General features: G+C 60.1%; 27 protein-coding genes and 1 tRNA gene. 15 read left to right on the forward strand and 13 right to left on the reverse strand.

The annotated features are described in order from the left end of the window. Positions 1 to 16: 16 nt before the first annotated feature. From PO778_RS07585 to PO778_RS07595, 3 genes are all read right to left on the reverse strand, one after another. Entirely contained in the window at positions 17 to 1,126 is a 1,110-nt protein-coding gene (locus PO778_RS07585) for an ATP phosphoribosyltransferase regulatory subunit (RefSeq protein WP_271439126.1), read from the reverse strand. A 42-nt stretch (positions 1,127 to 1,168) separates the two neighbouring features. Further along, on the reverse strand, positions 1,169 to 2,752 hold the full coding sequence (gene serA, locus PO778_RS07590; protein ID WP_160730316.1) for a phosphoglycerate dehydrogenase: 1,584 nt from the start codon (positions 2,750 to 2,752) through the stop codon (positions 1,169 to 1,171). Positions 2,753 to 2,839: 87 nt separating this feature from the next. After that, the gene (locus tag PO778_RS07595; protein WP_271439127.1) at positions 2,840 to 3,991 is read right to left on the reverse strand and encodes a phosphoserine transaminase; all 1,152 of its coding nucleotides are present in this window, start codon (positions 3,989 to 3,991) and stop codon (positions 2,840 to 2,842) included. Positions 3,992 to 4,176: 185 nt separating this feature from the next. On the opposite strand from PO778_RS07595, the gene PO778_RS07600 reads away from it, so the two are divergent. After that, a complete protein-coding gene (locus tag PO778_RS07600; RefSeq protein WP_271439128.1) occupies positions 4,177 to 5,325 on the forward strand; it encodes a glycosyltransferase family 4 protein in 1,149 nt (382 codons plus the stop codon). 21 nt (positions 5,326 to 5,346) lie between these two features. Here the strand turns inward: PO778_RS07600 and PO778_RS07605 are convergent, their stop codons facing one another. Together PO778_RS07605 and PO778_RS07610 are read right to left on the reverse strand one after the other, a co-directional pair. Continuing rightward, on the reverse strand, positions 5,347 to 5,772 hold the full coding sequence (locus tag PO778_RS07605) for a hypothetical protein (RefSeq protein WP_160730319.1): 426 nt from the start codon (positions 5,770 to 5,772) through the stop codon (positions 5,347 to 5,349). Between the two features lie 93 nt (positions 5,773 to 5,865). After that, complete coding sequence (locus PO778_RS07610; protein WP_235903629.1) at positions 5,866 to 6,489, reverse strand: PadR family transcriptional regulator; 624 nt, start codon at positions 6,487 to 6,489, stop codon at positions 5,866 to 5,868. Positions 6,490 to 6,597: 108 nt separating this feature from the next. On the opposite strand from PO778_RS07610, the gene PO778_RS07615 reads away from it, so the two are divergent. The 5 genes from PO778_RS07615 (at position 6,598) to PO778_RS07635 (ending at position 10,084) form a co-directional block, all read left to right on the forward strand. Then, the gene (locus PO778_RS07615) at positions 6,598 to 7,920 is read left to right on the forward strand and encodes a replication-associated recombination protein A (protein ID WP_160730320.1); all 1,323 of its coding nucleotides are present in this window, start codon (positions 6,598 to 6,600) and stop codon (positions 7,918 to 7,920) included. Then, positions 7,917 to 8,804 (forward strand): hypothetical protein, encoded by an 888-nt coding sequence (locus PO778_RS07620; RefSeq protein WP_271439129.1) that lies wholly within the window; start codon positions 7,917 to 7,919, stop codon positions 8,802 to 8,804. The genes PO778_RS07615 and PO778_RS07620 overlap by 4 nt, the downstream gene beginning before the upstream one ends. A gap of 42 nt (positions 8,805 to 8,846) precedes the next feature. Next, positions 8,847 to 8,922 (forward strand) — tRNA-Thr (locus PO778_RS07625). A gap of 138 nt (positions 8,923 to 9,060) precedes the next feature. Next, positions 9,061 to 9,219: a hypothetical protein gene (locus tag PO778_RS07630; RefSeq protein WP_271439130.1), complete on the forward strand. Its 159-nt coding sequence runs from the start codon at positions 9,061 to 9,063 to the stop codon at positions 9,217 to 9,219. Between the two features lie 91 nt (positions 9,220 to 9,310). Continuing rightward, entirely contained in the window at positions 9,311 to 10,084 is a 774-nt protein-coding gene (locus tag PO778_RS07635; protein ID WP_271439131.1) for a hypothetical protein, read from the forward strand. Between the two features lie 9 nt (positions 10,085 to 10,093). On the opposite strand, the gene queF is transcribed toward PO778_RS07635, so the two are convergent. Then, the gene (gene queF / locus PO778_RS07640) at positions 10,094 to 10,567 is read right to left on the reverse strand and encodes a preQ(1) synthase (RefSeq protein WP_160730324.1); all 474 of its coding nucleotides are present in this window, start codon (positions 10,565 to 10,567) and stop codon (positions 10,094 to 10,096) included. A gap of 495 nt (positions 10,568 to 11,062) precedes the next feature. On the opposite strand from queF, the gene PO778_RS07645 reads away from it, so the two are divergent. The 9 genes from PO778_RS07645 to PO778_RS07685 all read left to right on the forward strand — a co-directional run bounded on the left by PO778_RS07645 (position 11,063) and on the right by PO778_RS07685 (position 19,148). Then, on the forward strand, positions 11,063 to 11,938 hold the full coding sequence (locus PO778_RS07645) for a hypothetical protein (RefSeq protein ID WP_271439132.1): 876 nt from the start codon (positions 11,063 to 11,065) through the stop codon (positions 11,936 to 11,938). 50 nt (positions 11,939 to 11,988) lie between these two features. Then, positions 11,989 to 12,837 carry a 3-mercaptopyruvate sulfurtransferase gene (gene sseA, locus PO778_RS07650; protein ID WP_271439133.1) on the forward strand — a complete coding sequence of 283 codons (849 nt, stop codon included), beginning with the start codon at positions 11,989 to 11,991 and terminating at the stop codon, positions 12,835 to 12,837. Between the two features lie 2 nt (positions 12,838 to 12,839). Then, a complete protein-coding gene (gene metC, locus PO778_RS07655) occupies positions 12,840 to 14,048 on the forward strand; it encodes a cystathionine beta-lyase (protein ID WP_271439134.1) in 1,209 nt (402 codons plus the stop codon). Continuing rightward, positions 14,045 to 15,169, forward strand: coding sequence for a mechanosensitive ion channel family protein (locus tag PO778_RS07660; RefSeq protein WP_235903630.1), 1,125 nt, complete (start codon positions 14,045 to 14,047; stop codon positions 15,167 to 15,169). Before metC ends, PO778_RS07660 begins: the two co-directional genes overlap by 4 nt. Positions 15,170 to 15,267: 98 nt before the next feature. Continuing rightward, on the forward strand, positions 15,268 to 16,026 hold the full coding sequence (cobA, locus tag PO778_RS07665) for a uroporphyrinogen-III C-methyltransferase (RefSeq protein WP_271439135.1): 759 nt from the start codon (positions 15,268 to 15,270) through the stop codon (positions 16,024 to 16,026). Beyond that, complete coding sequence (locus PO778_RS07670) at positions 16,023 to 16,319, forward strand: DUF2849 domain-containing protein (protein ID WP_160730329.1); 297 nt, start codon at positions 16,023 to 16,025, stop codon at positions 16,317 to 16,319. The genes cobA and PO778_RS07670 overlap by 4 nt, the downstream gene beginning before the upstream one ends. Position 16,320: 1 nt before the next feature. Continuing rightward, positions 16,321 to 17,952 carry a nitrite/sulfite reductase gene (locus PO778_RS07675; protein WP_271439136.1) on the forward strand — a complete coding sequence of 544 codons (1,632 nt, stop codon included), beginning with the start codon at positions 16,321 to 16,323 and terminating at the stop codon, positions 17,950 to 17,952. Then, a complete protein-coding gene (locus PO778_RS07680) occupies positions 17,945 to 18,370 on the forward strand; it encodes a DUF934 domain-containing protein (RefSeq protein WP_271439137.1) in 426 nt (141 codons plus the stop codon). Before PO778_RS07675 ends, PO778_RS07680 begins: the two co-directional genes overlap by 8 nt. Then, positions 18,363 to 19,148: a phosphoadenylyl-sulfate reductase gene (locus PO778_RS07685; protein WP_271439138.1), complete on the forward strand. Its 786-nt coding sequence runs from the start codon at positions 18,363 to 18,365 to the stop codon at positions 19,146 to 19,148. Before PO778_RS07680 ends, PO778_RS07685 begins: the two co-directional genes overlap by 8 nt. Before the next feature lie 11 nt (positions 19,149 to 19,159). Here the strand turns inward: PO778_RS07685 and PO778_RS07690 are convergent, their stop codons facing one another. From PO778_RS07690 to PO778_RS07720, 7 genes are all read right to left on the reverse strand, one after another. Next, the gene (locus PO778_RS07690; RefSeq protein ID WP_271439139.1) at positions 19,160 to 20,080 is read right to left on the reverse strand and encodes an NAD-dependent epimerase/dehydratase family protein; all 921 of its coding nucleotides are present in this window, start codon (positions 20,078 to 20,080) and stop codon (positions 19,160 to 19,162) included. Further along, positions 20,077 to 21,210, reverse strand: coding sequence for a glutamate 5-kinase (gene proB, locus PO778_RS07695; RefSeq protein WP_271439140.1), 1,134 nt, complete (start codon positions 21,208 to 21,210; stop codon positions 20,077 to 20,079). Before proB ends, PO778_RS07690 begins: the two co-directional genes overlap by 4 nt. Positions 21,211 to 21,275: 65 nt before the next feature. Then, a complete protein-coding gene (gene obgE / locus PO778_RS07700) occupies positions 21,276 to 22,331 on the reverse strand; it encodes a GTPase ObgE (protein WP_160730335.1) in 1,056 nt (351 codons plus the stop codon). Positions 22,332 to 22,420: 89 nt separating this feature from the next. Next, on the reverse strand, positions 22,421 to 23,518 hold the full coding sequence (locus PO778_RS07705; RefSeq protein ID WP_160730336.1) for a hypothetical protein: 1,098 nt from the start codon (positions 23,516 to 23,518) through the stop codon (positions 22,421 to 22,423). Between the two features lie 148 nt (positions 23,519 to 23,666). Beyond that, entirely contained in the window at positions 23,667 to 24,446 is a 780-nt protein-coding gene (locus PO778_RS07710; protein WP_271439141.1) for a Bax inhibitor-1/YccA family protein, read from the reverse strand. A 109-nt stretch (positions 24,447 to 24,555) separates the two neighbouring features. Beyond that, positions 24,556 to 25,362, reverse strand: coding sequence for a pyrroline-5-carboxylate reductase family protein (locus PO778_RS07715; RefSeq protein WP_271439142.1), 807 nt, complete (start codon positions 25,360 to 25,362; stop codon positions 24,556 to 24,558). 64 nt (positions 25,363 to 25,426) lie between these two features. Next, the gene (locus PO778_RS07720) at positions 25,427 to 25,933 is read right to left on the reverse strand and encodes a type III secretion system chaperone family protein (protein WP_271439143.1); all 507 of its coding nucleotides are present in this window, start codon (positions 25,931 to 25,933) and stop codon (positions 25,427 to 25,429) included. Positions 25,934 to 26,049 lie beyond the last annotated feature (116 nt).

Consider the following 26,049-nt stretch of genomic DNA (forward strand, 5'->3'; position numbering starts at 1 on the left):
CAAACGGGCAATGGCTTCAGAGCGGTTTCGGCTGCTCGCCTGAAAGGACGTGCGTACAGCGAAGAGCCCCTGCGTCGTCTTGCTCAGACAAGGCAGCAACTGTTCGCCACCCATTGGCACGAAGTGCTGCCGCCGCTGCGCGGTCATGACCGACCGGCAAGAACAGCGTGTCGCGCTGGCTATCGCTGTCGAGCGCATCAACCAGCCGGTCCACATAGAGAGAGAAACCGGTCGCAGCCTCGTCGCTGCCGCCAATTGTGTATGTGCCGCCGCGGCCCAATGCGCCGCGCACACCCTGTGCGTAAATCGTAAAGCCGAACCAGCTCTGATATTCAAAACCGTGCCGTTCGGTCGGGTCGAGAGTGACGCGCGCGCTGCCGCCAACCCGGCTGGCGATGGTTTTCAGCCCTTCGATCCGTGATGCCAGCGCACCGCCGGCATCCAGTTCGGCAAGACGAGCGATGGAATCGGCAAAGTCGCCGGTTGCGTAAAGCAGCGGCAAATAGGCGTCGCCGCCGGCAGCCTTCAGCCCGCCGGCATCCTTGGTATCAAGTTCGCGGCGAACAGCCTCAATCTGGGTTTCGTCCAGCGGCATGGTTTGCGCGGAGAGCGTATCGACAAGATCGGGCAACGTGAAATCGACCGAGATTCCGGTTGCTCCCGCTGCCTTGAGCGATTCAATCGCCAATTCAACCATTTCGGCTGCCGCTGCTGCGCTGTCGGCACCGATCAATTCAGCGCCGATCTGCAATCGCTGGCGCGACGGGTCCAACTGGTCTGCGGTGATCGTAGCAACTTCGCCTGCATAGCACAGCCGCAACGGACGCGGGGCGCCAGCGAGCGAGGTCGCGGCAATCCGCCCGACCTGCACCGTCATGTCGGAACGCAGCGCCAGCGTGCGCAGACTGCCGGGATCCACAAAGCGGAACATCCGGCGCGGCGACACGCCGTCCATCCGTTCGGCCATCGATTTTTCGAATTCAATCAGCGGCGGACGCACGCGGTCATAGCCGTGTGCGTCCATCGCCTGCAATGCGGCCCGCATTACACGGGTCGCAATTGCCGCTTCTTCGGGCAAGCGGTCGGAAAGTCCGACTGGCAGCAAGTCGTCGGTCGAATTACTCATAGCTGTTCACTCATATCGAGCGGGCGCTTGCCCCAAACGTGATCAAAAGGCCAGCGGAGTTACGACTTTGACGCCTTCCAGCGCGCAGGCCTTTTGCACAATGTCCTGCGGGATCGGCTGATCGACCGAAAGTAGTACCACGGCCTCCCCTCCGCCATCGCGGCGGCCAAGGTTGAAGTTGCCGATATTGATACCGTTTTCGCCCAGAAGCGAACCGATGCGGCCGATGAAACCCGGCGCATCTTCGTTGACGATATAAAGCATATCGCCCTGCAAATCCGCCTCGATACCGATGCCGAAGATTTCAACCAGTCGTGGCGCTTCGCTGCCGAACAGCGTGCCCGCCACAGACCGTGCACCCTGGCTGGTTTCAACCGTCACGCGCAGTAGCGTGTGATATACGCCTTCGCGGTCGTGGCGGATTTCGCGAACGTCCAGCCCGCGTTCCTTTGCAAGGTATGGCGCGTTGACCATGTTCACCGTGTCCGAATACTGTTTCATCAGACCGGCCATCACCGCACCGGTGATCGGTTTGCCGTTCAGATCGGCGGCGGCGCCTTCGCGCTCGATGCTGATCTTGTCGAGATTGCCGTGGGCCAATTGCCCGACGAGCGAGCCGAGCTTTTCAGCCAGCGACATGTAAGGCTTGAGCTTGGGCGCTTCTTCCGCGCTCAGGCTTGGCATGTTGAGCGCATTGGTGACGCCGCCATTGACCAGGTAATCGGCCATCTGTTCGGCAACCTGCAGCGCAACATTGACCTGTGCCTCTGTGGTCGAGGCGCCGAGGTGCGGCGTGCAGATGAAATTCTTGGTGCCGAACAGCGGGTTTTCCTTGGCCGGTTCCTGCGCGAACACGTCGAGAGCAGCGCCAGCGATATGGTCGCTTTCGAGCAGGTCCTTCAGAGCCGCCTCGTCGATCAGGCCACCGCGGGCGCAATTGACGATACGCACGCCTTGCTTGGTCTTTTCAAGGTTTTCCCGGCTAAGGATATTGCGGGTCTGGTCGGTCAGCGGCGTGTGCAGCGTGATGAAATCCGCACGGGCCAGAAGCGTGTCGAGGTCAACCTTCTCCACGCCCATTTCCACGGCGCGGTCCTCTGTCAGGAACGGGTCGAAAGCGACAACCTTCATCTTCAAACCGAGCGCGCGGCTGGCAACGATCGAGCCGATATTGCCGGCACCGATCAGGCCCAGCGTCTTGCCGGTGACTTCAACACCCATGAACGCGCTTTTCGGCCATTCGCCCTGCTGCGTGCGGGCATCGGCCGCCGGGATTTGGCGGGCAAGCGCCATGATCATCGCAATCGCATGTTCCGCGGTGGTGATCGAATTGCCGAATGGGGTGTTCATCACGACCACGCCCTTGCCGCTAGCATAGGGGATATCGACATTGTCGACCCCGATACCGGCGCGGCCGATGACCTTCAGATTGGTCGCCGCGTCGAGGATTTCAGGGGTGACCGTGGTGGACGAACGGATCGCCAACCCGTCATATTCGCCAATCCGCGCTGCCAATTCTTCCGGTGTTTCGCCGGTGATTACATCGACATCGCAGCCGCGTTCCTGAAAAATGCGGGCGGCGTTCGGGTCCATCTTGTCAGAGATGAGTACTTTGGGTTTCGTCATAGAAAATTCCTTCGCAAAATCCGGCGCAGACCGCACAGCGGCCGCGTCAGCGGAAAACGGGGCCCCGGGCAGTGCCGGGGCCGCCGATCATTTCTGGATTTCGGCGTATGCCCATTCAATCCATGGCAGAAGACGCTCGAGGTCTTCCTTCTCCACGGTTCCGCCGCACCAGATGCGCAGGCTTGGCGGTGCATCGCGGTAGCCGTTGAAATCGTAACCTACGTCACGTTCATCCAGCATCTTGGCGATGGTCTTGGGCACGGCTGCCTGGTCTTCTGGCGACAGGCTGTCGTAATAGTCGCCCTGAAACACAAAACACACACCGGTATTGGTACGTTTTGCCGGGTCGGAAACCATGTTGCGCAGCCACGGTGTCGCTTCGATCCAGTCGGTCACGACTTTTGCGTTGGCGCTGGCCCGTTCGAACATTGCCTGACGGCCGCCGAGCGATTTGGCCCATTCCAGCGCGAGAATGTAATCCTCGGTCGCCAGCAGGCTGGGTGTGTTGATGGTCGCGCCTTCGAAGATGGCGCGATTGATCTTGTCACCCTTTTTCATGCGGAACAGTTTCGGCAGCGGCCATTCCGGATCGTAGCTTTCGATACGCGCGACTGCCTTGGGGCTGAGGATCAGCATACCGTGCTGTGCCTCGCTGCCCATCACCTTCTGCCAGCTGAACGTGGTCGCATCGAGTTTCGACCAGTCCATTTCCTGCGCGAAGATCGCGCTGGTGGCGTCGTTGATGGTGATACCCTCGCGGCCTTCGGCCAGCCAATCGGTATCAGGAATGCGTGCGCCCGAAGTTGTTCCGTTCCAGGTGAAGACAACATCGTTGTCCTGCGGAATGCTCGCCAGATCGGGGATTTCGCCGTAATCGGCATCAAGGACAGTCAGGTCCTTCAGCTTGAGCTGTTTGACCGCGTCCTGAATCCAGACATTGCCGAAGCTTTCCCATGCTGCGACAGTCGCGGGGCGCGCGCCAAGCATGGTCCACATCGCGCATTCCAGCGCGCCGGTATCCGAACCGGGCATAATGCCGACAAGGTAGTCGTCGGGCACGCCCAACAGTTCACGGGTCAGGTCGATCGCGTATTTCAGGCGCGCCTTGCCGGTTGCCGAACGGTGCGAACGGCCGAGTGCTTCGGTTTTGAGATTGCTCGCCGACCAGCCTTTGAACTTGGCAGTTGGTCCGGACGAAAAGAAAGGACGCTCAGGTTTGAGCGCAGGTACGTCAGTCATGTATTCTCTCCTCACAGAGAGCACGCGCGGCGTTGGGACCGCGTGGCCCGTCGGCGGCAATAATGTTGCGCCGCAGCATGTCAAGCAGCATCAGCATTTCCCGGCAAATGATCGGTGGAATGCTTTGTGTGCGCGACGAACTCCGCACTCGCCAAACGCGGTGCGGCAATCTAAAGCGCTGGCATATGCAGACGTCCGACCTTCGCATTGCGCTCTTCAGCGGCAATTACAATTACGTTCGCGATGGTGCGAATCAGGCGCTCAACCGTCTGGTTGAATATCTGCTGCGCCAAGGTGCCAGCGTTCGCGTTTACGCGCCGACCGTGGACGAACCCGCGTTCGAGCCGCAGGGCGACCTCGTCAGCGTACCTTCAGTGCCAATCCCCGGGCGCAGCGAATTCCGTTTCCCGCTTGGTCTGCCAAAAAGCGTGCGCGACGACATTGCGAATTTCGATCCCAACATCATTCATGTGGCCTCGCCCGATGTGTCATCGCACCGTGCAGTCAGCTGGGCACGCGATCACGACATCCCGATCCTTGCTTCGGTGCACACGCGGTTCGAAACCTATCCGCGCTATTACGGGCTTGGTTTCACTGAGCCGTGGCTCGAGGCCATTCTGCGCCGGTTCTATCATCGCTGCGACGGACTTGTTGCACCATCCGAAAGCCAGATCGAGACTTTGCGCGAACAGGGAATGCATGATGACATTTCCATCTGGTCGCGCGGGGTGGACCGGACTGTTTTCGCTTCCCAGAAGCGCGATCTGGAATGGCGCCGCAAACTGGGCATCGAGGACGACGATGTAGCCATCGTTTTTCTTGGCCGTCTGGTGATGGAGAAGGGTCTCGACGTTTTTGCCGAAACGATTGTGCAGCTGCGCAAGAAACAGGTGCCGCACAAGGTGATGGTCATCGGCGAAGGCCCTGCCCGCAAATGGTTCGAGAAGAACCTGCCGGGCGGCATCTTTGTCGGCTTTCAGACCGGACCTGATCTTGGGCGCGCGCTGGCCAGCGGGGATATCTTCTTCAACCCGTCGGTTACCGAGACCTTCGGCAATGTCACGCTGGAAGCAATGGCGTGCGGTCTGCCGGTTGTCGCAGCCGGTGCGACCGGCTCATCCAGCCTGGTAAATGACGGGGCTACAGGCCGGCTTGTCCCGCATGGATCGCCGGAGAATTTTGCCGAGGCAATCGCGCCTTATTGTCAGGGCAACGCGCTGCGCAAGGAGCACGGCGATGCCGGTGAAAAACGCAGCCTGGATTTCAGCTGGGATGCAATCAATCAGGCGGTTGCAGATACCTACGTCCGCCTGATCGAAGCACGCAAAAACTGAGGCAAATGGCCTCAACGCCCGTTAGCGCAAAACCCCTGCGCTGCGCATTTTGACAGCATACCAGAGCATCAGTGCCGTGATCACCCATATCGATACGGCAAGAACGGGATTTTGGAGGCTTTCCGGTGTCTGGGTGAGGACATGCTGATACAGCGAAGTCCCCACCAGCCCGGCAATCGCCACGATTAGCGATGTCACGGCCCATCTCGACCTGAGCAGAAGCAGGATCGACCCTGCAAATGCCCCCCATACGCCGAGCGCCCAGAACGCATTCGCCCACAGGGGGTAGCTGTCGAAATACGCGATCTGGTCAGCCGTCATTCCAAGCGATTCCAGCTTGTCCATCCGCGTTGCCAGATAGGACATGATCCCTATCGAGTTCCAAAGCAGTGTCAGAACACCGATCACCCACAGGTGCCACGGTGCTTTACCGGTCGTGCCGTTCATAATTTCCTCCCTCCGCGCAGAATTTTAGCGCGGCTCAATAGGAGGAAGCTAACTCACGGCATCCAGACCGGCAAATGCGTTAACCCCCGTGGGTCAGAGGCGCTCGATACGCTTTGCTGCCTCGTCGATGATGTCGACGATTTCTTCGATGTCGCCATCCTTGAATCCGCCTGCGCGGTACTTGTTCTTGAGCACGCCCGCCAGATTGCCCATCGCACGGAAAAGCTCAGGCGCACGGTGCCGTTCCTCGTCGCCGGACATGGCGGTCAACTTGTGAACGATTGCGGCGATTTCCGCTTCCCGTTCAGCCAGTTCGTCTGTGCCGGCCTGAGTGATCTCAAAGGCCTTTTTGGCTTCATCGCCCTTTTTCGGCTTGGCTTCCCTGATCGAACCCTCGTCTGCCAACAATTGCAGAGTAGGATAAACGGCGCCGGGGCTTGGCTCGTAATTGCCGCCGGTAATCTCGCCGATCGCCTTGATCAGTTCATAGCCGTGACGCGGTTCGTCACCGATCAGCATGAGCAAGGTCAGCCGGAGCTCGCCCGATCCAAATATCCTGCGCCTGCTACGCGGACCGCGGCCACCCTGACCGCCTCGCCCGCCCCATGGACCGTCACCATCCCAACTGAAACGGCCATCCCAACCGCGTCCTGCGGCCATCATTGCTGCCATGGGAAAGGCTGCTTTCCACGCTTTCCGATTTTTGTGCAGTCTCATATTCTCGATCCTTCTGATATAACTAAGATAGCTCTAAGATATATCTTAAGGCTGTTTGGTCAAGCGATTGGTGCAATCCTTCGGCAAAGTCACTATCTGGATCGACGAATGACTGATTTGTTTGCCGACGACCTCCCGCCGCCCCCTCCCGCCGATACGCCGCGCGAGGACGCGCCGCTCGCCGATCGCCTTCGCCCGGGCGAGTTGAGCGAAGTGGTCGGGCAGGATCATTTGACTGGCGAAGAGGGCGCAATCGGGCGCATGGTCGCGGCGGGGCGGCTGTCTTCCATGATACTCTGGGGTCCGCCGGGCACAGGCAAGACGACAACCGCACGGTTGCTTGCTGATGCTGTCGGCATGCGGTTCGAGGCGATAAGCGCGGTTTTTTCTGGGGTGGCAGACCTGAAGAAGGCATTCGCCGCCGCAGACAAGGCAGCCGATGCAGGCCAGCGCACATTGTTGTTCGTTGACGAAATCCACCGCTTCAACCGGTCCCAGCAGGACGGTTTTCTGCCCTTTGTCGAACGTGGCACGGTAACGCTGGTCGGCGCGACCACCGAGAATCCCAGTTTCGCACTGAACGCCGCGCTGCTCAGCCGCGCGCAGGTGCTGATCCTGAGGCGGCTCGACAATTCCGCACTGTCGATCCTTCTGGAACGGGCAGAGGGCCTGGAGGGCCCCCTCCCCTTGAACCCCGACGCACGCGAGGCGCTGGTGGCATCCGCCGATGGAGACGGGCGCTTCCTGCTCAACCAGGCCGAGACACTTTACGCGGCGAAGATCGAAACACCGCTCGATCCGGCGGGGCTAGGTAAATTCCTGCAGCGGCGTGTTGCCGTTTACGACAAGGATCGTGACGGTCACTACAATCTGATTTCCGCGCTGCATAAAAGCCTGCGCGGGTCAGATCCGCAGGCCGCGCTCTATTACATGGCCCGTATGCTGACCGCCGGGGAGGAGCCGCGCTATGTCCTTAGGCGTCTGGTCCGTTTCGCCAGCGAGGATATCGGGCTGGCCGATCCACAGGCCCTGACCCAGTGCCTCGCGGCTAAGGATGCCTATGAATTCCTCGGCAGTCCGGAAGGCGAATTGGCCATCGTGCAAGCGTGCCTGTATCTGGCGACCGCGCCGAAATCGAACGCCGCCTATGCCGCGCAAAAGGCCGCTTTCAAAAGCGCCCGCGAAACGGGCAGCCTCATGCCGCCGCAGAACATCCTGAACGCACCAACCAAGCTGATGAAAGATATCGGCTACGGCGAAGGCTATTCCTACGATCACAATGCCGAAGGCGGTTTTTCCGGCGACAATTACTGGCCTGACGAGATGGAGCCGCAGGAATATTACCAACCGGTTGAGCGCGGGTTTGAACGTAAGGTGCGCGAACGCATGGAATGGTGGGACCGGAAACGGACCGAACTGCGCAGCCGATGAAACCGGGCCGCTTTGCCGAATTCATTGCCGTCGACTGGTCTGGCGCGAAGGGTGAGCGCCACAAGGGTATCGCGGTTGCAGCCGCCAAAGGACAGGACGCCCCGCGCCTTGTGTCTCCGCCGGGAAAATACTGGTCGAGGCAAGAAGTCCGTTCGCTGATCGAAGGGTTGGCCAGCAATGACATCCTGATCGGAATGGATCTGGGGATTTCGCTGCCGTTCGCCGATTCGGACGCGTTCTTTCCCGGTTGGGACCGCACGCCGCAGGATGCGAAATCGCTGTGGGCCATGGTGGAGAGCATCTGCGAGAACGATCCCAATCTTGAAGCGGGCAGTTTCGTCGCGCATCCCGAGGCATCTCGCTATTTCAGGCATTCCAGGGAACACGTTGGCGATAGGTTCCATCACCCCGCCGCCGAAACGCGCGAGGGGCGCTTTCGTATCGCCGAACAGGCGCAGCGCGCCTTGGGGGTCAGACCGGTGAGCAATTTCAACCTCGTCGGCGCTGCGCAGGTGGGGAAATCCAGCCTCACCGGGATGCGAATGCTGCATTCGCTGCAAGGCGTGGTTTCGGTTTGGCCGGTCGATCCGGTGCCCCCTTCGGGTCCGGTGCTGGTGGAAATGTACACCTCTATCGCTGCGCGCGGCGGCGGTGCACGCAAGGGGAAGACAAAGCTGCGAAGTTACGAGGCGCTCAACGCAGCCTTGGGCAAGTTGGGTTCTCCCCCCGTAGGCGGCGCAGGAGACATTGACGACCATTCTTCCGACGCGCTGGTTACAGCTGCGTGGCTCAGGAAAATCGCTCATGACCCCGCCTATTGGAACCCGGCGGAGCTGACACCAAAAATTGCCCGAACCGAGGGCTGGACATTCGGTGCAGTTTGACGCAAAGGGCGCGCCGCAGCTTCGATAGCTGCACGGCGATGGGCCGGCTTAGCTCAGTTGGTAGAGCAGTTGATTTGTAATCATCAGGCCGCGGGTTCGACTCCTGCAGCCGGCACCATCCCCCCCCTTCCGCATTTTTCCGGTTCGACAGGCGGGCCCTCCCGCAACCCAAGCCTTGAGCCTCGGATTGTGGTAAATTTCAGCTTACCAAAGGCGTTAGGAGATTGCCGAAATCTGGCAATTAAGCTGTGGCGCCATGTTCAAACCGTTCTTCTTTTTCTGCGCGGCTGCCTTGGGCGGGCTGTTCATCATGGGCTATGATCTTGCCGATATTAAACGCGAGATGCTCAATCTGTCGGGTGAAAACGCACGCGTCCTGACAGGCAACGATTCGTCCGGCGACTGGGGCGACTAGACCGATCTGTCGAAACGCTGCGTTGCAGCGTTGCTGAAACGTGGCTCTTCGCCCAGAGTCGCGCGATGGCAATTGCGCGAGGCGGGGCATCATGAGCAATTTCAAGGTAAGCTTTGGCTTTGGAGAGCCTGCGCCTGTTCAGGAGAACAGCAGCAAATCGAGCCCGACTGAGATAGAGTTTCTGTGCGAACTGTCGCTGTGGAACACGATCCCGCAACCGGACAAGGCGATCCGGTTCGCACCCGAATGGTTTAAACGCTTACCCCGCGAGATGGGAATGCCCGATGCAAATGGGCTGCCCGGCCTGACCATCAAGGCGTGCCTGCCGGTTACCGATGTCATGTCGCTTGGTTTTATGCTGCCGCTGCCGTTCGATGTGCAGTTGATGGTGCCGGAAGACCGCGTCTCTATCCAGATGGGCTGGGCCCCGGACGTGCCGTTTCAACCGATAGAACAACATCACCCGGGCCAGATCGGCGCGCCCGAGGATCCCTTCCAAACGGCGATGCCGCTCAAATTCATCAATCCCTGGCGGATCAAGGTTCCAGACGGGTACTCGGTGCTATTCAGCCAGCCATTCAGCCGGCCGGATTTGCCCTTCACATGCTTTTCCGGATTGGTCGATTGCGACCGGTTCGACACCGCAGTGAACATCCCGTTTGTCTGGACCGGTCCGGTTGGCGAAACCCTGCTGCGCGCTGGAACGCCTATCGCCCAGGTTGTGCCGATCAGGCGTGACACGCTGATCAAGGACGCGAGGAGCCGCGTCTCCACCGATCAGGAACTGTCGGAACAGGAAAACGCGAAGAACCGCAAATATAACGAGGAATCGACCTATTCGCGAGAATGGCGCGTCAAGAAATAGCCACGCGCCTCAGCCGCGACCGCGATAGCCCTGCACACCCTGATCCGGCACCCACAGACCTTCCGGCGGCGCGCCGGTTTGCCAGAATACGTCGATCGGAATTCCGCCGCGCGGATACCAGTAACCACCGATCCGCAGCCAGCGCGGCTTCATCTCGTCTGCCAGCCGCTGGCCGATGCCAACCGTCACATCTTCATGAAAGCCGTTGTGATTGCGGAAACTACCCAGAAAAAGCTTGAGGCTTTTCGATTCAACAATCGTGTCCCCCGGGGCGTAATCGATCACAAGGTGCGCGAAATCGGGCTGGCCGGTTACAGGGCATAGCGAGGTGAATTCGGGCGCAGCGAACCGCGTCAGATACAGCGATCCGGGCCGCGGATTGGGTACATAGTCGAGAACCGCCTCTTCAGGAGAGGATGGCAGCGGGCTCTGCTGGCCAAGAAACTGGACGTTGGGCTGGTTTGATTCAGGTGTGTCGCTCATGCCGCGCTGATGCCGTGATCGGACAATTCGCACAAGTCATCTGTGGTATTTGCCAGGTTCAGTGACTATTCAGCGCGCCCTCTGCTGGTCGCACAGAAACCAATCCAAAGAAACATGACACACCGCATCATCCCATCCATCCTCGCCATTGCGCTAACCGCGCCGGCTGCAGCGTCGCCCGGAAGTGTTCGGGATTTCCAGCTGCCCACCCCAACCCCGACAGCGACACCGCAGGTCCAGGGTCCAGTGGATGTCGAAGGCGCGCTGCCGTCACGTCCGCGGGTTCTCCCGACTGCGAGCCCGACACCCCAGCCGTCACCCGCACCTACGGCCAGCGCAACGGATGACTCGGCATCCCCAGCAGCGACGCAGCCCCGCCGCAGCCCGGCCGCCGCACCAGCCCAAACGGTTACTGCGCCGCAGCCGCGGCCTGAGCCGGTTGGCATCGCTCCCGCGCCAGCACAGACCGCTCTGCCGCCAGCGAGTGAGCCGCTAATGGCAGATGGCACTGCCACTGAAGCCCCCGCTACAGAAGATGACGGTGCGTCAGCGGCAAGTTCCCTCCCAACTGAAATCGCCCCCGTGGAAGCCCAATCGGAAGTGATCGGGGACAATACCGCAAGGTTGGGATTGGCCGCATGGCTGGCGGCCTTGGCAGCCGTTCTGGCAATTGTGGTGGGAGCGTTCCTCTTCTGGCGCAGGCAGCGCAGCGAATTTGCCGCAGCACCGCAGATCGAGCCGCCGCTTGCCCGCACACCTGCAGCCGGTTCTGCAACTGCAGAAACCAATCGGCGTGAGCCAGTCAAACCGCCCAAACGTACGCCCTCGCCCGCGCCCCCGTTCGCTCCAGCAGCAGGCAGCGCAGCAGCGGCCACACCCGCGACTGGCGCGGGCAAAGGCAAGCTTCACGTAAAGGCCGAGGCGCTGTCGCTAAGCCGCAGTCTGATGAATGCCACGCTCGCCTACCGGTTTGAATTGCTCAATCAGGGCGACCGGGATCTGACAGACATAACCGTGAAGGCAGATGTCGTCACTGCCCACGGGCAGGCGCCCATCGGCGATCAAATCGCGGACGCAGCGACAGAATTGCAACCGATGAGCGTCGTCGAAACGATACCAGTTGGCGATGGTCATGAAGTGCGCGGGGAATTTCGCTTGCCGATCAATGCAATCCGCACAATTTCACAGGGACAAGCCAGACTGTATGTCCCGCTGCTGAGGCTGCGGATCGAGGCTGAAGGGCTCGATCCGATCATCAGCACGCTGGTGGTCGGCATCAAACCCGCCGAGACCGGTGCCAAACTGCAGCCATTCCGGCTGGACGAAATGGCACAGACTTACCGCAATATCGGCTTGCGCGCGCTGAACTGACAAAGCTGGTCTATCTCGACGAGGGTTCTTGACCCGGCTAGGTTCAGGCCATGGAAATACTCGTATCAACCGACTGGCTTGCCCAGAACCTCAATGCAGATGACCTCGTAATTCTGGACGCATCAGCGCATTTGCCGTCTGCAAATCGCGATCCAGCGGCAGAATTCCTTGCTCAACATATATTGGGTGCTCGGTATCTGGATTTGCCGTTGCTAAAGGATGGCACGTCGCCAGTCCCGTCAGCTCTGCCCCGGCTGGATCAGTTCGAGCAGCGGCTTCGCCAACTCGGCGTGCGCAACACTGATCGAGTCGTCTTGTACGATAACAGCGCGCTCCACAGCTCTGCTCGGGCGTATTTCATCTTCCGCATGTTCGGTTTCGACAATGTTGCGATACTTGATGGAGGCCTGGACAAATGGGTCGCTGAAAACCGTCCTGTCGAACCGGGCACACCGCAAGTGGAACCGTCCGATTTCACCGCACAGTGCGATGATCGCAGCAGGGTCCGGAGTAAAGCGCACATGCTCGGCAATTGCACCAGCTGTGAAGATCAGGTGGTCGATGCACGCGACGCTGACCGTTTCACCGGCGAGGTATCCGATACCGTACACGGCCTCGCCGGCGGCCACATACCGGGCGCGCGAAATTTGCACTTTGCCAGCCTGTTCAACGAAGATGGCACCTTCAGGGATTTAACGGAGCTGCGCGAAATATTCGCCGAGTCCGGCCTTGACCTGGAAAAGCCGATCATCGGCAGCTGCGGGAGCGGGATGACCGCATCTGTGCTGTTGTTCGCGCTGGAACTGCTGGGCAATGACAATGCCGCACTCTACGATGGCAGCTGGAGCGAATGGGGCGCAGATCCCCTTACCCCGAAAGAAGAAGGACCCGCGCGCTAGGCATGGCCAATTTCGATGACAAGCAAGGCCGCGATACGCGCCTGGTAGCGGCTGGACGGCGCGAAGAATGGACCGGTGCAGTGGTCAATCCGCCAGTTTGGCGGGGCAGCACCCATCTGTACCGCGATACAGCGGCGCTCAGACAGGGAACCAAGACCAACGAGGACGGCCGCTTTTTCTATGGCCGGCGCGGTTCGCCAACCCAGTGGGCACTGTGCGATGCTCTGACCAAACTCGAACCCGACGCGTACGGCACGGTGCTTTACCCGAGCGGCGTCGCCGCGTTATCCGGCTCGCTCATGGCCGTGCTGAAACCAGGTGACGTCTTGCTGGTAACAGACAACGCGTATGAGCCGACGCGCCTGATGGCGACCGGCCTGTTCCGCAAACTTGGCATCGAAGCGCGCTTTTTCGACCCGCTGGATGTTGATGGGTTTCGCGATCAGTTCTGCGAACGGACCAAGGCCGTCATGCTGGAAAGCCCCGGTAGCCTGACTATGGAAGTGTGCGATGTGCCTGCCCTCGCAGCGATTGCGCGCGAGATGGGCGCGACCAGCCTGATCGACAACACCTATGCGACGTCGCTTGGCTTTCCAGCGCTCAAGCATGGCTGCGATATATCGATCATGTCGCTGACCAAGCATGTCGGCGGACATTCCGACCTGATGATGGGCAGCGCAAGTGCCGCCAATCGCCATTACCGTCTGCTGCGCCAGACAGCGCAGACGCTGGGCCACGTAGTATCGCCCGACGATGCAGCACTGGCGCTGCGCGGTTTACGCACCATGGGCTTGCGGCTCGACCGGACAACGCAGACCGCTCGTGAGGTTGCAAGCTGGCTGGCCGCGCGCCCGGAAGTGGCACATGTCCTTTGCCCGCTGCTCGAAGGCTGCGCAGGTCACGAATTGTGGAGCCGGGATTTCACCGGCGGGTGCGGCCTATTCAGCTTCGTCCTGAAAGGGGCAGGCGAGGAAAGCAGGGCCCGTCTGATCGACGCCCTGCAACTGTTCGGCATTGGCTACAGCTGGGGCGGTTTCGAAAGCCTGGCTTTGCCATTTGACCCTGCTCCGATCCGCACCGCGACCCCTTGGCCGCCCGGAAACTGGCAGGCAGAGGACCGACATGGCGTTCGCCTCGCCATCGGGCTAGAGGATGCACAGGATCTGATACGCGACCTTGAGCAAGGGTTCGCGGCGATGGAGCAAACATGACCACTGCAACCGCGCCACTGGCGATGGAAACTTCCGACGGCGAGACATTGCAAGCGGGCGATACCGTCACGCTGCAACCGGTCGAGAATGCCAACGGTCAAGACGTCACCTCTCCCGATGTATCAGCTACGCCTGAGCCAACCCCGACGCCAACCGAAGCCGTCAGCGCAGCCGAGGACCTGAAAGAAGCCGTTTCGGACAAGAGCGAGACCGTTGGCGGGATGGTCGACACACTTGATGCGATGGCATTCAGCATCGGCGACATGCGTATCTCGATGTGGGATGTGCTGATTGTCGTTGGAGTTATCTTCCTCGTCATAGCAATGGCATGGGCTGCATCGCGTCTGGTCTCGATGCTGCTCAAGCGGATGACCAAGCTCGACAATACGCAGCGGCTGCTGTCGGAGAAAATCTCCACGATCGTCATCTGGGGTGCGGCATTCTTCCTAGGTATCGATCTGCTTGGCATTGATCTGACTGCACTGGCTGTATTTTCCGGTGCATTCGGTTTGGCGATCGGTTTCGGTTTGCAGAAAACCTTCGGTAATCTGATCGCAGGGATCATCCTGTTGATGGACAAATCGATCAAGCCTGGCGACGTTATTGCGGTCGCCGACCAAGCTGGCAATTCGACGTTTGGCCAGATCCGCAAGATCGGTATCCGCGCCGTTTCGATCACCACCCGGGACCAGAAAGAATACCTGATCCCGAACGAGAACCTGATGGTCAACCAGGTTGAAAACTGGTCCTATTCAAGCCGCAATGTCCGCATGCAGATCCCCGTCGGGGTCAGTTACAATTGCGACATCAAGAAGGCCGAACAATTGATGCTAGAGGCGGCAAAAAACACCTCGCGCGTGCTGAAGTCACCCCCACCGACCTGCTGGCTGGACGGGTATGGTGACAGCTCGGTCGACTTCATAATCCATTGCTGGATCAAGGACCCGGAAGCGGGCATCGGGAATATCAAAAGCGAAGTTCTGAAGACCCTGTGGGACCTGTTTCAGGAAAACGGCATCGAAATTCCATTCCCGCAGCGCGACCTTAATCTGCGCAGCAATGCCCAGATGGATCAGCTTGTCGCGGCTATCTCGCAGCGGGTAACAGGCGACAAAAGCTAAGCTTCTCGGCCTGCTACAACCGCTTTCAAAAACTTTGCTTCCACGCTGGACACCCATTCTCGCTGGAAGGGTAGCGTGCCGTCGCGCATCTGGGCGGCATGACAAAAACAGGCACAGTCTTTCTCGTCGGCGCAGGTCCGGGTGATCCCGATCTGCTGACCATGCGCGCTGCACGTTTGCTGCAGAATGCGACGCTTATTGTCCACGATGGGCTGGTTGATCCCGCTATTCTGGCGCTTGCCAGCAGCGGGGCGACACTGATTTCCGTGGCCAAGAAGCGTTCCAAACACACCCTGCCGCAAGATCAGATCAACGCCCTACTCGTCCGTGAAGCGCACGCAGGGCGCGATGTCGTCCGTCTGAAAGGCGGCGACCCGTTCATCTTCGGACGCGGCGGCGAGGAAATGGAAGACTGCCACGCCGCCGGCGTTCCGGTGGAAGTCGTGCCGGGCATCAGTGCGGCAAATGGCGCGGCTGCGGCAGCTGGCATCGCCCTCACCCACCGTGACAGCGCGAGCATCGTCAGCTTTGTGGCGGGCCAGTGCAAAGGACTGAAAGACCAGAACTGGGCCGGTCTGGCCGGCCAGCACCGCACTCTGGTAATTTACATGGGCGTCAAGACCGCGCCGCAAATTGCCGAAAAACTGATGGAAGACGGCCTTTCGCCTGCGATGCCTGTCGCAGTGATCGAGAACGCCGCACGGCCTGAGATGCGCGTCTTGCGCGGCCCGCTCGCGGCGCTTCCCGAAATCGTTGAAAACCACTCGGTTGTCAGCCCAGCGCTGATCGTGATCGGCGAAGTCACAGCGCGCGGCGATCACGCGATCGCCCGGATCGCAGAGGAGGCAGCGGCATGATCATCCTGACCGGCAATGATCTGAAGACCGGAGCTGTCGTCTGGTGGGATGGCTCCGACTGGGTTCTCCACATAGAAAACGCCATTGACGTGGGCGGCAATGCCGAAGCGGTCATGGCGCGTGAGGAAAGCGCGCGCCGCGTCAATGTACCTTACGCAGTCGAAGCCACCCTGACCGACGGCGTGGCCCGCCCCAATCACATCAAGGACCGCATCCGGGCATTGGGCCCGACAGTGCGGCCCGATCTCACTCTCAAACCGGCCGACCCCGAGATCGGCAACTGGGTAATCTGACATGTATGCATATGACAAATACGACCAGGCGATGGTCGATGCCCGGGTGGAAGAATTCCGCGACCAGGCCCAACGACGTCTCGATGGGAAGCTGAGCGAAGACCAGTTCAAGCCGCTGCGGCTGATGAACGGCCTCTACCTGCAATTGCACGCCTATATGCTGCGCGTGGCGGTTCCCTATGGCACGCTCAATTCGCGTCAGATGCACGCGCTGTCGGATATTGCCGACAAGTATGACCGCGGATACGGGCATTTCACCACCCGGCAGAACATCCAGTACAACTGGATAAAGCTGGAAGATGCAGGCGACATTCTGGCGGACCTCGCCGCGGTTGAAATGCACGCCATCCAGACCAGCGGAAACTGCATCCGCAATATCAGTTCGGACCATTTCGCAGGCGCCGCGCAGGATGAACTGGTCGATCCGCGCCCCTATGCCGAATTGCTGCGCCAATGGTCCAGTTTCCATCCGGAATTCATGTATTTGCCGCGCAAGTTCAAGATTGCGGTGATTGCCAGCGATACAGACCGCGCTGCCATGCGGCTGCACGATATCGGTATCCAGATCGTAAAGAACGATGCGGGTGAACTGGGCGCAAGCTTCTATGTTGGCGGGGGCATGGGACGCACCCCGATGATCGCCCCCAACATCCGCGAATTCGTGCCGCTGGATCAGCTGATCACCTATTCCGAAGCCTGCCTGCGCGTCTACAACCGCTATGGCCGGCGCGACAACAAGTACAAGGCGCGGATCAAGATCCTGGTCCACGAATTGGGGGCAGAGGAATATACGCGGCAGGTAGAGGAAGAATTTGCCCACCTGCTCGGCCAAGGCATCGAACCGCCGATCGCTGAACTGGGCCGGATCAAGACGTTCTTCACCGATCCCGAATTTGCCGACGGCGCGAAAACTGTCGATCGCAGCGATCCTGATTTCGCGCTGTGGGTTGATCGCAACACCCACCGGCACAAGCATGACAGCTATGTCAGCGCGGTTATCAGCCTAAAGCCGGTTGGCGGCATCCCGGGCGATGCGACTGCCGAACAGATGCATCTGATGGCGCAGCTCGCCAGGGATTATAGCTTCGACGAACTGCGCGTGATGCACACGCAGAACATCGTCCTGCCGCACGTCAGGATCGAAGACCTTCATGCCTTGTGGACCGCTCTGGACGAGGCGGGCCTTGGCACGCCGAACCTTGACCGGATCGGCGACATTATTGCCTGCCCCGGCCTCGATTACTGCAGTCTGGCCAACGCCCGCTCGATCCCGCTGGCACAGAAAATTTCCCAGCGCTTCACCGCGAATGGCAAGGAAGACACGCTGGGCGAACTCAAACTGAAAATCTCCGGTTGCATCAATGCCTGCGGGCACCATCACGCCGGGCATATCGGCATCCTCGGCGTCGATAAGAAAGGCGTCGAAAATTACCAGTTGCTGCTGGGCGGAAGCGAGGCAGAGGACACGTCGCTAGCCAAGATTACCGGCCCCGGTTTTTCGGAAGACGGGATCGTCGATGCTATCGAAACAGCCGCTGACGTTTACCTGAGCCAGAGGGAGGATGGGGAACGCTTCCTCGACACCTATCGCCGCATCGGAATGGCTCCGTTCAAGGAGGCGCTGTATGGTTGATATCCTTCGTTTCCGCGATGACGAGGCGGTTGATCATGCCGCTGTCACGGTCGATTCCTTTGTCGAACAGACCAACGCCAACGCCGTTCGGATCGAACCGAGCGACGATGCGCGCGACCTGATCCCGCATCTGGCCCAGATCCATCTGGTGGAAGTCAACTTTCCGGTGTTCGGCGACGGGCGCGGTTATTCCGCCGCGCGTATGCTGCGCGAAGCAGGCTATACCGGCGAAATTCGCGCGGTCGGCGATGTGCTGGTCGATCAGATTGGCAATATGAAGCGCTGCGGTTTCGACGCATTCGAACCCGACGCGCCGCTCGATCCCAGCGATGTCGAAGCTGCGCTGAACCGCTGGCCCGAAGTCTATCAGGAAAGCGCGGACAGCCGCACACCTATCTGGAACCTGCGCCATGAATGATTTGCGTGCGATAGACCGCCTCGACACCGCCCCGCGTTTTACCGACGATGATGCGATCCGCCTAAACCGGATGTTCAGGGGTCAGGATACGCGAGAAATGCTGCGCAATCTGATCGAAGATGATCTGGTCGGCGAACTTGCCACGGTTTCCAGCTTCGGCGCAGAAAGCGCTGTTTTGCTGCACCTTATCAGTGAGGTCGCACCTGATCTGCCGGTCCTGTTTCTGGAAACAGGCAAGCATTTTGACGAAACACTGACTTATCGCGACACCCTGATTACCCAGCTTGGACTGAACAACCTGCGCAACATTTTGCCCGAACCCGGTCTGATCGCGCAGAAAGACGAAAGCGGCCTGCGCTGGTCCTACGACCCCGATGGGTGCTGCGAGATTCGCAAGGTTATCCCGCTCGCCAATGCGCTGGCCGGGTATGACGCAACGCTGACCGGCAGGAAGGCTTTCCAGTCCGCCACGCGCGCCAATCTGCCACGGTTCGAAGTGGACAGTTCCGACGCGCAGGGCCGGCTCAAGATCAACCCGCTGATCGACTGGACGGCTGATGATATTCAGGCCTATTTTGAAGAACACAGCCTGCCGCGTCACCCGCTGGTTGAACAAGGCTACCCCTCGATCGGATGTTCGCCCTGCACCAACAAAGTTGCGCCGGGTGAAGACCCGCGTTCGGGCCGTTGGAAGGGTTGGGACAAGACCGAATGCGGCATTCACACGCCGCTGGGGGATGATGGCGAATTGCCGCCCGGTTTCGATCCGGCTTTCTAGGCCCGGCTGGCCTAGAGCCAGTTCTCGCGCCGATACCATTCGGCCGTTTGCCGCAGCCCCTGCTCCGATTTGATCGCAGGGCTCCAGACACTGTCAGGCACCGACTTGTCCGAACGGGCGACCCAGTTCGGATGGCACATGTAACCGACACGGTCAGCGGTCAGTTTTGCGCCGTCCCCGCGAACCAGCTTGTCGATTTTCGCTGCGCCCAGCAGCACACCGCGCGGCAGGTGCGGGGCCAGAACCGGGCGGCCCACGGCGCGCCCGATTTCCTTCGCCAGTTCCTTGTGCGACCAGCCGCCCACGCGGCCATCATCCGGCTCGAACAGCTTGCACCGCACAATCGGCGACGATGGGACGAGATCCAGAAGCAAAGCGGCCAGATCATCCACATGGATCAGCGAAGTCGCCCCGCCCGGCGGCAGAGGGACAATCCCCAGCCGCGCGCTCTTGAACAGCTCGAACATATCGCTGTCGCGCGGGCCATAGACTGCTGGCGGGCGCACGATCGTCCAGTCGAGACCACTGGCCTCCACCAGCTTCTCTGCTTCCAGCTTGGATGCCCCATACGCGGAAAGATCAGGCTTCCTGGCAGATAGCGAGGACACGAAAACAAACCGCTTCGCACCCGCGCCCTTGGCTGCATCTATCATTGCCTGCGTTCCGGCGACGTTCGCCCGGGCAAATTCCGCAATATCCGGCGTGTTGGTCAACCCGGCAATGTGGACCACGGCATCTGCGCCGCCTGCCAGTGAGCGCAATGCAGGTTCGTCGTGCAGACTGCCGTGAACCCATTCGACCGCAGGCCGGTCATCAGGCACACGCCGTGCCAGCGCGCGCACCGCCAGATCGCGGCGCTTTGCCGCGTCAAGCACTGCCTGCCCCACAAAACCGGTACCGCCAGTTATCGCAATTTTACCCGCACTGCTCACAGCATCACCATCTGGTCTCTATGCACGACCGCGGACCTTGGCGCATGTCCAAGAATGCCGGCTTGTTCGGCCTGCTTCTTGCCTGCAATCGCGCGGCACGCCTCCGCGCCATATTCGGCCAGACCCTGCGCGACGACGCATCCGTCGCCGTCGAGCACGATGACCAGTTCGCCGCGCTCAAACGCGCCCTTCACCTCGACGATACCGGCTGCAAGCAGGCTGGCACCGTTGGCAAGGGCGGAAATGCAGCCCTCGTCGACCACCAGCGATCCGCCCGGCGCGATTCGCCCGCCTAGCCAGGCCTGCCGTGCATTGTCCTGCCGCTGGGCGACGAAGACCGTGCCGCGGTCTTTGCCGAGAGCGGTAGAAATGGGCTTGTCGACCGTGCCGTTTATGATCGCGAGAGCGATTCCGGCGCGCTCGGCAATTTCCGCCGCCTGAATTTTCGATGTCATCCCACCCGAACCCATGCCCGAGGCTGATCCGCCATCCGCCATCGCACGGACTTCGCTCGTCACGCCGTTAACCTGCGGAACGAGCCTTGCCCCAGGTTCGGCGGGGTTGCGGTCCATCAGGCCGTCAACATCGGAGAGAAGGATTACCGCGTCGGCAGAGGCAGCCTGAGCCACGCGGGATGCCAGGCGGTCATTGTCGCCAAAACGGATTTCTTCCGTCGCCACGCTGTCGTTTTCGTTCACGACCGGCACTATGCCAGCTTCCAGCAGGCGTGAAAGCGTGGTCGATGCGTTGAGATATCGGCGGCGCTCTTCCATATCGCCCAGCGTTACCAGCATTTGCGCCGCGGTCAGACCGTGCTGCTCCAACAGCCCCGACCACAACCCGGCCAGCGCAATCTGCCCGACCGACGCCGCGGCCTGCGCATCGGCAAGACTGCCGCGCCCGCCTTTTGGCAGACCCAGCCGCGCAGCGCCCAGAGCGATCGCGCCCGAACTGACCACCACCACGTTCTGGCCACCGGCCCGCAATTCCGAGATTTCGTTGACCAGCCCTGCCAGCCACGCCGATTTTGGTTTGCCGTCACCATCGACGAGCAGCGCAGAACCGATCTTGAGCACCAGAGTGCTACAAATATCCTTGTCGGTCAGATGTTCCAGCCGTTCGATCGCCATAGCGTGGCATTTACCCGCAGGACCCGCGGATGAGAAGCTGCCTTACCGACCAGCGGGCGAAGAAATCAGATGGGTGACCATGGTTCGGCTTCATCAATGCTTTCTTCTTCGGCCGCATTGGTTTCCGTGGACGTCCGATCGGGCAGGTACGAGAGCACCGCATCGAGCAATTGTTCAATCCCCTGCCCAGTTGCGCCGGAAACAGCGAAAACCTCGTCCGCGCCAGCATCCATCAGTTCCTTGGCAAAACCTTCTGCCAGTTCGGCGTCGGCCAGATCGAGCTTGTTCAGCGCGATCAATTGCGGCTTGTTCTCAAGACCTGCACCGTATGCAGCCAGTTCTTCCTGAACTGTCTGCATCGCAGCCGCCGGATCGTCGCCTGAAATATCGACCAGGTGGATCAGCACGCGGCAGCGTTCGATGTGCCCAAGAAAACGGTCACCGATACCGGCCCCGTCAGCAGCCCCTTCGATCAGGCCGGGAATATCCGCGATCACGAACTCGCGCCCTTTGTGATGCACCACGCCCAGTTTCGGCACGAGAGTGGTAAAGGCATAGGCGCCGACTTTCGCCTTCGCATTGGAAACTGCGTTGATGAAAGTGGATTTGCCAGCGTTCGGCAATCCGAGCAGGCCAACATCGGCAAGCAGTTTCAGCCGCAGCCAGACCCACATTTCTTCACCCGCTTCACCAGGCTGATGCTGGCGCGGCGCGCGGTTTGTGGAGCTTTTGTAGCTCGCATTGCCGCGTCCGCCCATTCCGCCTTCGAGGAATACGACGCGCTGCCCGACTTCGGTGAAATCGGCGAGTATTTCTTCCTTGTCTTCGGACAGGATCTGCGTGCCGACCGGTACCTTGATTACAAGGTCGTCGGCACCGGCACCGTAGCGGTCACGGCCCATACCGTGTCCGCCGCGTTTCGCCTTGAAATGCTGTGCATAGCGGAAGTCGATAAGGGTGTTCAGGCCCTGCACGGCTTCGAACACGATGTCCCCGCCCCGGCCGCCATTGCCGCCGTCGGGTCCGCCGTATTCGACGTATTTTTCACGCCGAAAACTAACCGCTCCGGGGCCACCGGCACCGGATTTCAAAAATATCTTCGCTTGGTCGAGGAAATGCATGACGCGCCTTTAGGGCCAATCTCTCTTATTGGCCAGCTATGACGGCCCTCATGTCCATGGCAGACACCGGGGGCACTGCCTCCAGCCGATTAACCGTCTTCGTCAGGCAGCGGCTCAACGACCGGCTCGCTGATGAAAACGGGCTCCTGCGATGGTTCGGGCAAGGGTTGCTCCGTGATTGTAAATCCAGGAATTGCGCCGCTTTCAGGTGCAGCCGCTTCCAGCGTAGCACCGACCAGCGGCCCTTGTACGTTTGCAGCGGCTCCGGTTCCACCGGCACCGACCGCAGGTGCCGCCTGCGCACCGGGCAAGGCATCAACAACGACTGGCTGCGCTTGCGCCGGGTAAGGCGCTGCGGTGTAAACCCGCTCTTCACCGGTGTCCGACGGAGCAACTTCGACGCTGCGAATGACCGGCGCGAATCCGGCTGAACTCGCAGCAGGGGTCGCCGTATTGGTCTGTGTTCCGTCACCCGCAACGAAAGTCGGAGCAGGTGCGAAAACAGCAGACGGAGCGAACGTCGATGCCGGCGCGTATTGCGAATCCCATGCCGCGACATTCACGCGGTACTGTTCAAGCTCAGTGTAGAAATTGTCGAACACGCTCTCGATCAACGGCAGGTTGGCCAACGCAAACGGTTCCAGCCCGCCTTCTTCCACCATCAGTGAAGCGCTGGCGATCTGCATCGCGGTATCGCAAAATGGCCTCTGCGCAGGCGGCAGAGCGAAATAATTGTAAACCTGCGTCATGTAGCCGTCGAATGCGTCACGATATTCGGCCCGGCCGTATTCGGCCCGATATTCCTGCGTGATCTGGTCATTCACCCGCGCAAGTTGACGCTTGTGAGTTGTCAGCAGCGACGAATACGCATCGACAAGCCCGTCATAACGCGGATCAAGACAATTCAGCGCCGCAACATTCAATGCAGAACGCAAATTCCAAACCGATTGCGGCGTCGTGATGCCGTAGTTCACTGTCCGGCGAATTCCGTCGAGCCCGCGAGGAGGCACATACATCGTCGGGGTCGCACCACCCGGCGGCAATGGCCGCGGCGGAATGACTTTGACCGGAGGGGGCGGAGGCGGAGGTGGAGGCGGCGGAGGTGGCGGCGTCACACACCCGGCAAGCAACGCCAGGCCCATCATGGCCCCGGCAAGACGAATTTTTGCGGCGTTCGTTTCGAACATGCTCCTGCGGCCCTCCTTAGCGCGCTTGATACTATGGAACAGCGAATATTACGCTGACCTGAAGCAACCGTAACGCCTTAAGCAGACAAAGAAAATGCCCGGAATGCACATTGCACTCCGGGCACGTTCAAGTGAGTCTTATTTGCGACTATTCCTGGCTGCCGAGGAAGCTCAGCAGGAACTGGAACATGTTGATGAAGTCCAGATACAGGGTCAGCGCGCCGAGGATCACGAGCTTGCCCATTGGGTAAGCTGCCGCGACCGCAGGGTTGGTCATACCGGCTTGGCGGATCGCCAGATATTCCGACTTCAGACGCTGCGTGTCATACGCGGTCAGACCAGCAAAGATCAGCACACCGATGAAGCTGATGGCGTACATCAGGCCCGGCGACTGCAGCCACATATTCAGCAGCATAGCCACGATCAGTCCGACGACACCCATAATCAGGAAGCTGCCCATACCGGACATGTCTTTCTTCGTGGTGTATCCGAATAGGCTAAGCCCTGCGAAGGCCGCCGACGTCGCGAAGAAAGTCACCGCGATGGAGCTTGCTGTGTACATCAGGAATATCGTCGACATCGACAGACCCATCAGCGCAGCAAAGCCCCAGAACATCGCCTGAAGCGTGGCCGTGCTGAACTTGTTACGTCCGAAGCTCATCGCGAAAACGATCGCCAGCGGCGACAGAATGATGATCCATGCCAGCGGGCCGCCGCCGAGCATGATGTCGGCTGCCATGCCCGAGCGGGCGAACAGCAGTGAAATAACGCCGGTCAGGAGAATGCCCGATGTCATGTAATTGTAAATCGAGAGCATATGCTTGCGCAGACCCTCGTCGAATGTGACGCCGCTCGCGACTTCGCCATTGATGCCGGGTGCTGCGCCGAAACCCGTCCGTTCGTTCCGGGTGTCGTTCCAATCAGCCATTACGATTCAACTCCTCTTCCGGATCCCCAATAGGCCCCGGCTCTGGTGACAATATCAGTGTTTAAGCACCATTTTTCAAGTGAAACCGGACGCAAAGCATTTCCCGGCATTAACCTTTTGCGGCAGGTCCCTTCGCCATTTCGGCTCCCCGGTCACGCGCGGCCCTCAAACAGTCGGTCAAAAGGTTCACCAGCGCGCCGCCATCGTCGAGCACGTCGAGCCCCTTTTGTGTCATTCCGCCCGGGCTCGCCACACGTTTCGCCAGCTGCGCCGGTGAATGTTCCGACCTGGCCGCAAGCGCACTCGCACCCTCCACCATAGCCAGCGCAAGCCGCTGCGCCTGCTGCTCGGGCAGGCCAAGATTGGTCGCCCCTGCCGCCAGCGCATCGATGAAACGGTAGACAAAGCCCGGTCCGGACCCTGCAAGGGCGGTGACCAGATCGAACTGGTCTTCGGATTCGAGCCATTCAGCGGTCCCGATTTCCTCGGCCAGCTGCGTAACCGCGTGACGGGTTTCAGCGTCCAGTCCTGCCCCGAACAGGGCGTTGGGCGATTTGCCTATCGAACAGGCAAGGTTCGGCATGAACCGGACCCAGCCCGCCGCCCTTGGGAACCGCGTCTTGCAGGTGTCGATCGTTACTCCGCCGAGAACCGAGAGGAGCACAGTACCGGGTCCGATCAGCGGCTCCAGCCCGGCGGCGACATCGTCCAGCATTTGCGGCTTTACCCCCAGCAGGACTGCGTCATACGTGTCCGCAGGCCAGGCGTTGTGGACCGTAAGCCCGTGCGCGACTTCGGTTTTTGAAGGGTGATAAACCTCGAACCGCGATGCATCACTGCCAGCGGCAAGCCAGCCATCGACCATTGCGCCGGTCATCGTGCCGAAACCGACTATTAGGATTCTCCGAAACGCCATCGCATCGCTCCTGACATACACACAGCCGCCAACTGAAAATCCGCGCACGCCTCAGCTGACAGGCCTAAGCCTCCCCGGCGGCATCGATCAATGCGCTTTCCAGAGCTTCGGTTGGCGACTTGTCGCCCCACAAGACGAATTGGAAAGCCGGATAGAAGCGGTCGCATTCCTCAACCGCCGTTTCCACCAGCGCCTGAGCCTGATCAAGACTAAGAAGCCCGTCATCACCCAGCATCGCGCCATTGCGGTAAACCAGCACACCGCCATTGGACCACATATCGAAATGGCCCATCCATATCTGCTCATTAACCTTGGCGAGCAGCTCGTAAGCGGCGCTCCGTTTTTCCTTGGAAACCCGGACATCGGGCAGGCACAGCAATTGCAGCACCTTGTCTTCCCGCCGCCAGATCGCACGCAGCTGGAATTTCGCCCAGCTTCCCTGAATTTCTCCGGAAAGCTCTTCCTTGGAAGTGGCAGAAAAAGGCCAGCCTCGCGCCTCGAACAGTGCCGCCAGCATATCGACCGGTGCAGCATCGTCTGACGCGGTGAAGCTTTGCTCGCTCGCTCTCATCGGGTGGATCCGTAAACCATGATTGACGGGATGCAGATCACGCGCGCAGCTTGCAATGCGATGCCGAACAAGCGCTGGGGAGAAGTCACTTAGACTGTTCAAAGCTTGTGCAAAAG

It is taken from the genome of Pontixanthobacter luteolus (assembly GCF_947494915.1).
Taxonomy (GTDB): Bacteria; Pseudomonadota; Alphaproteobacteria; order Sphingomonadales; family Sphingomonadaceae; genus Pontixanthobacter; species Pontixanthobacter luteolus.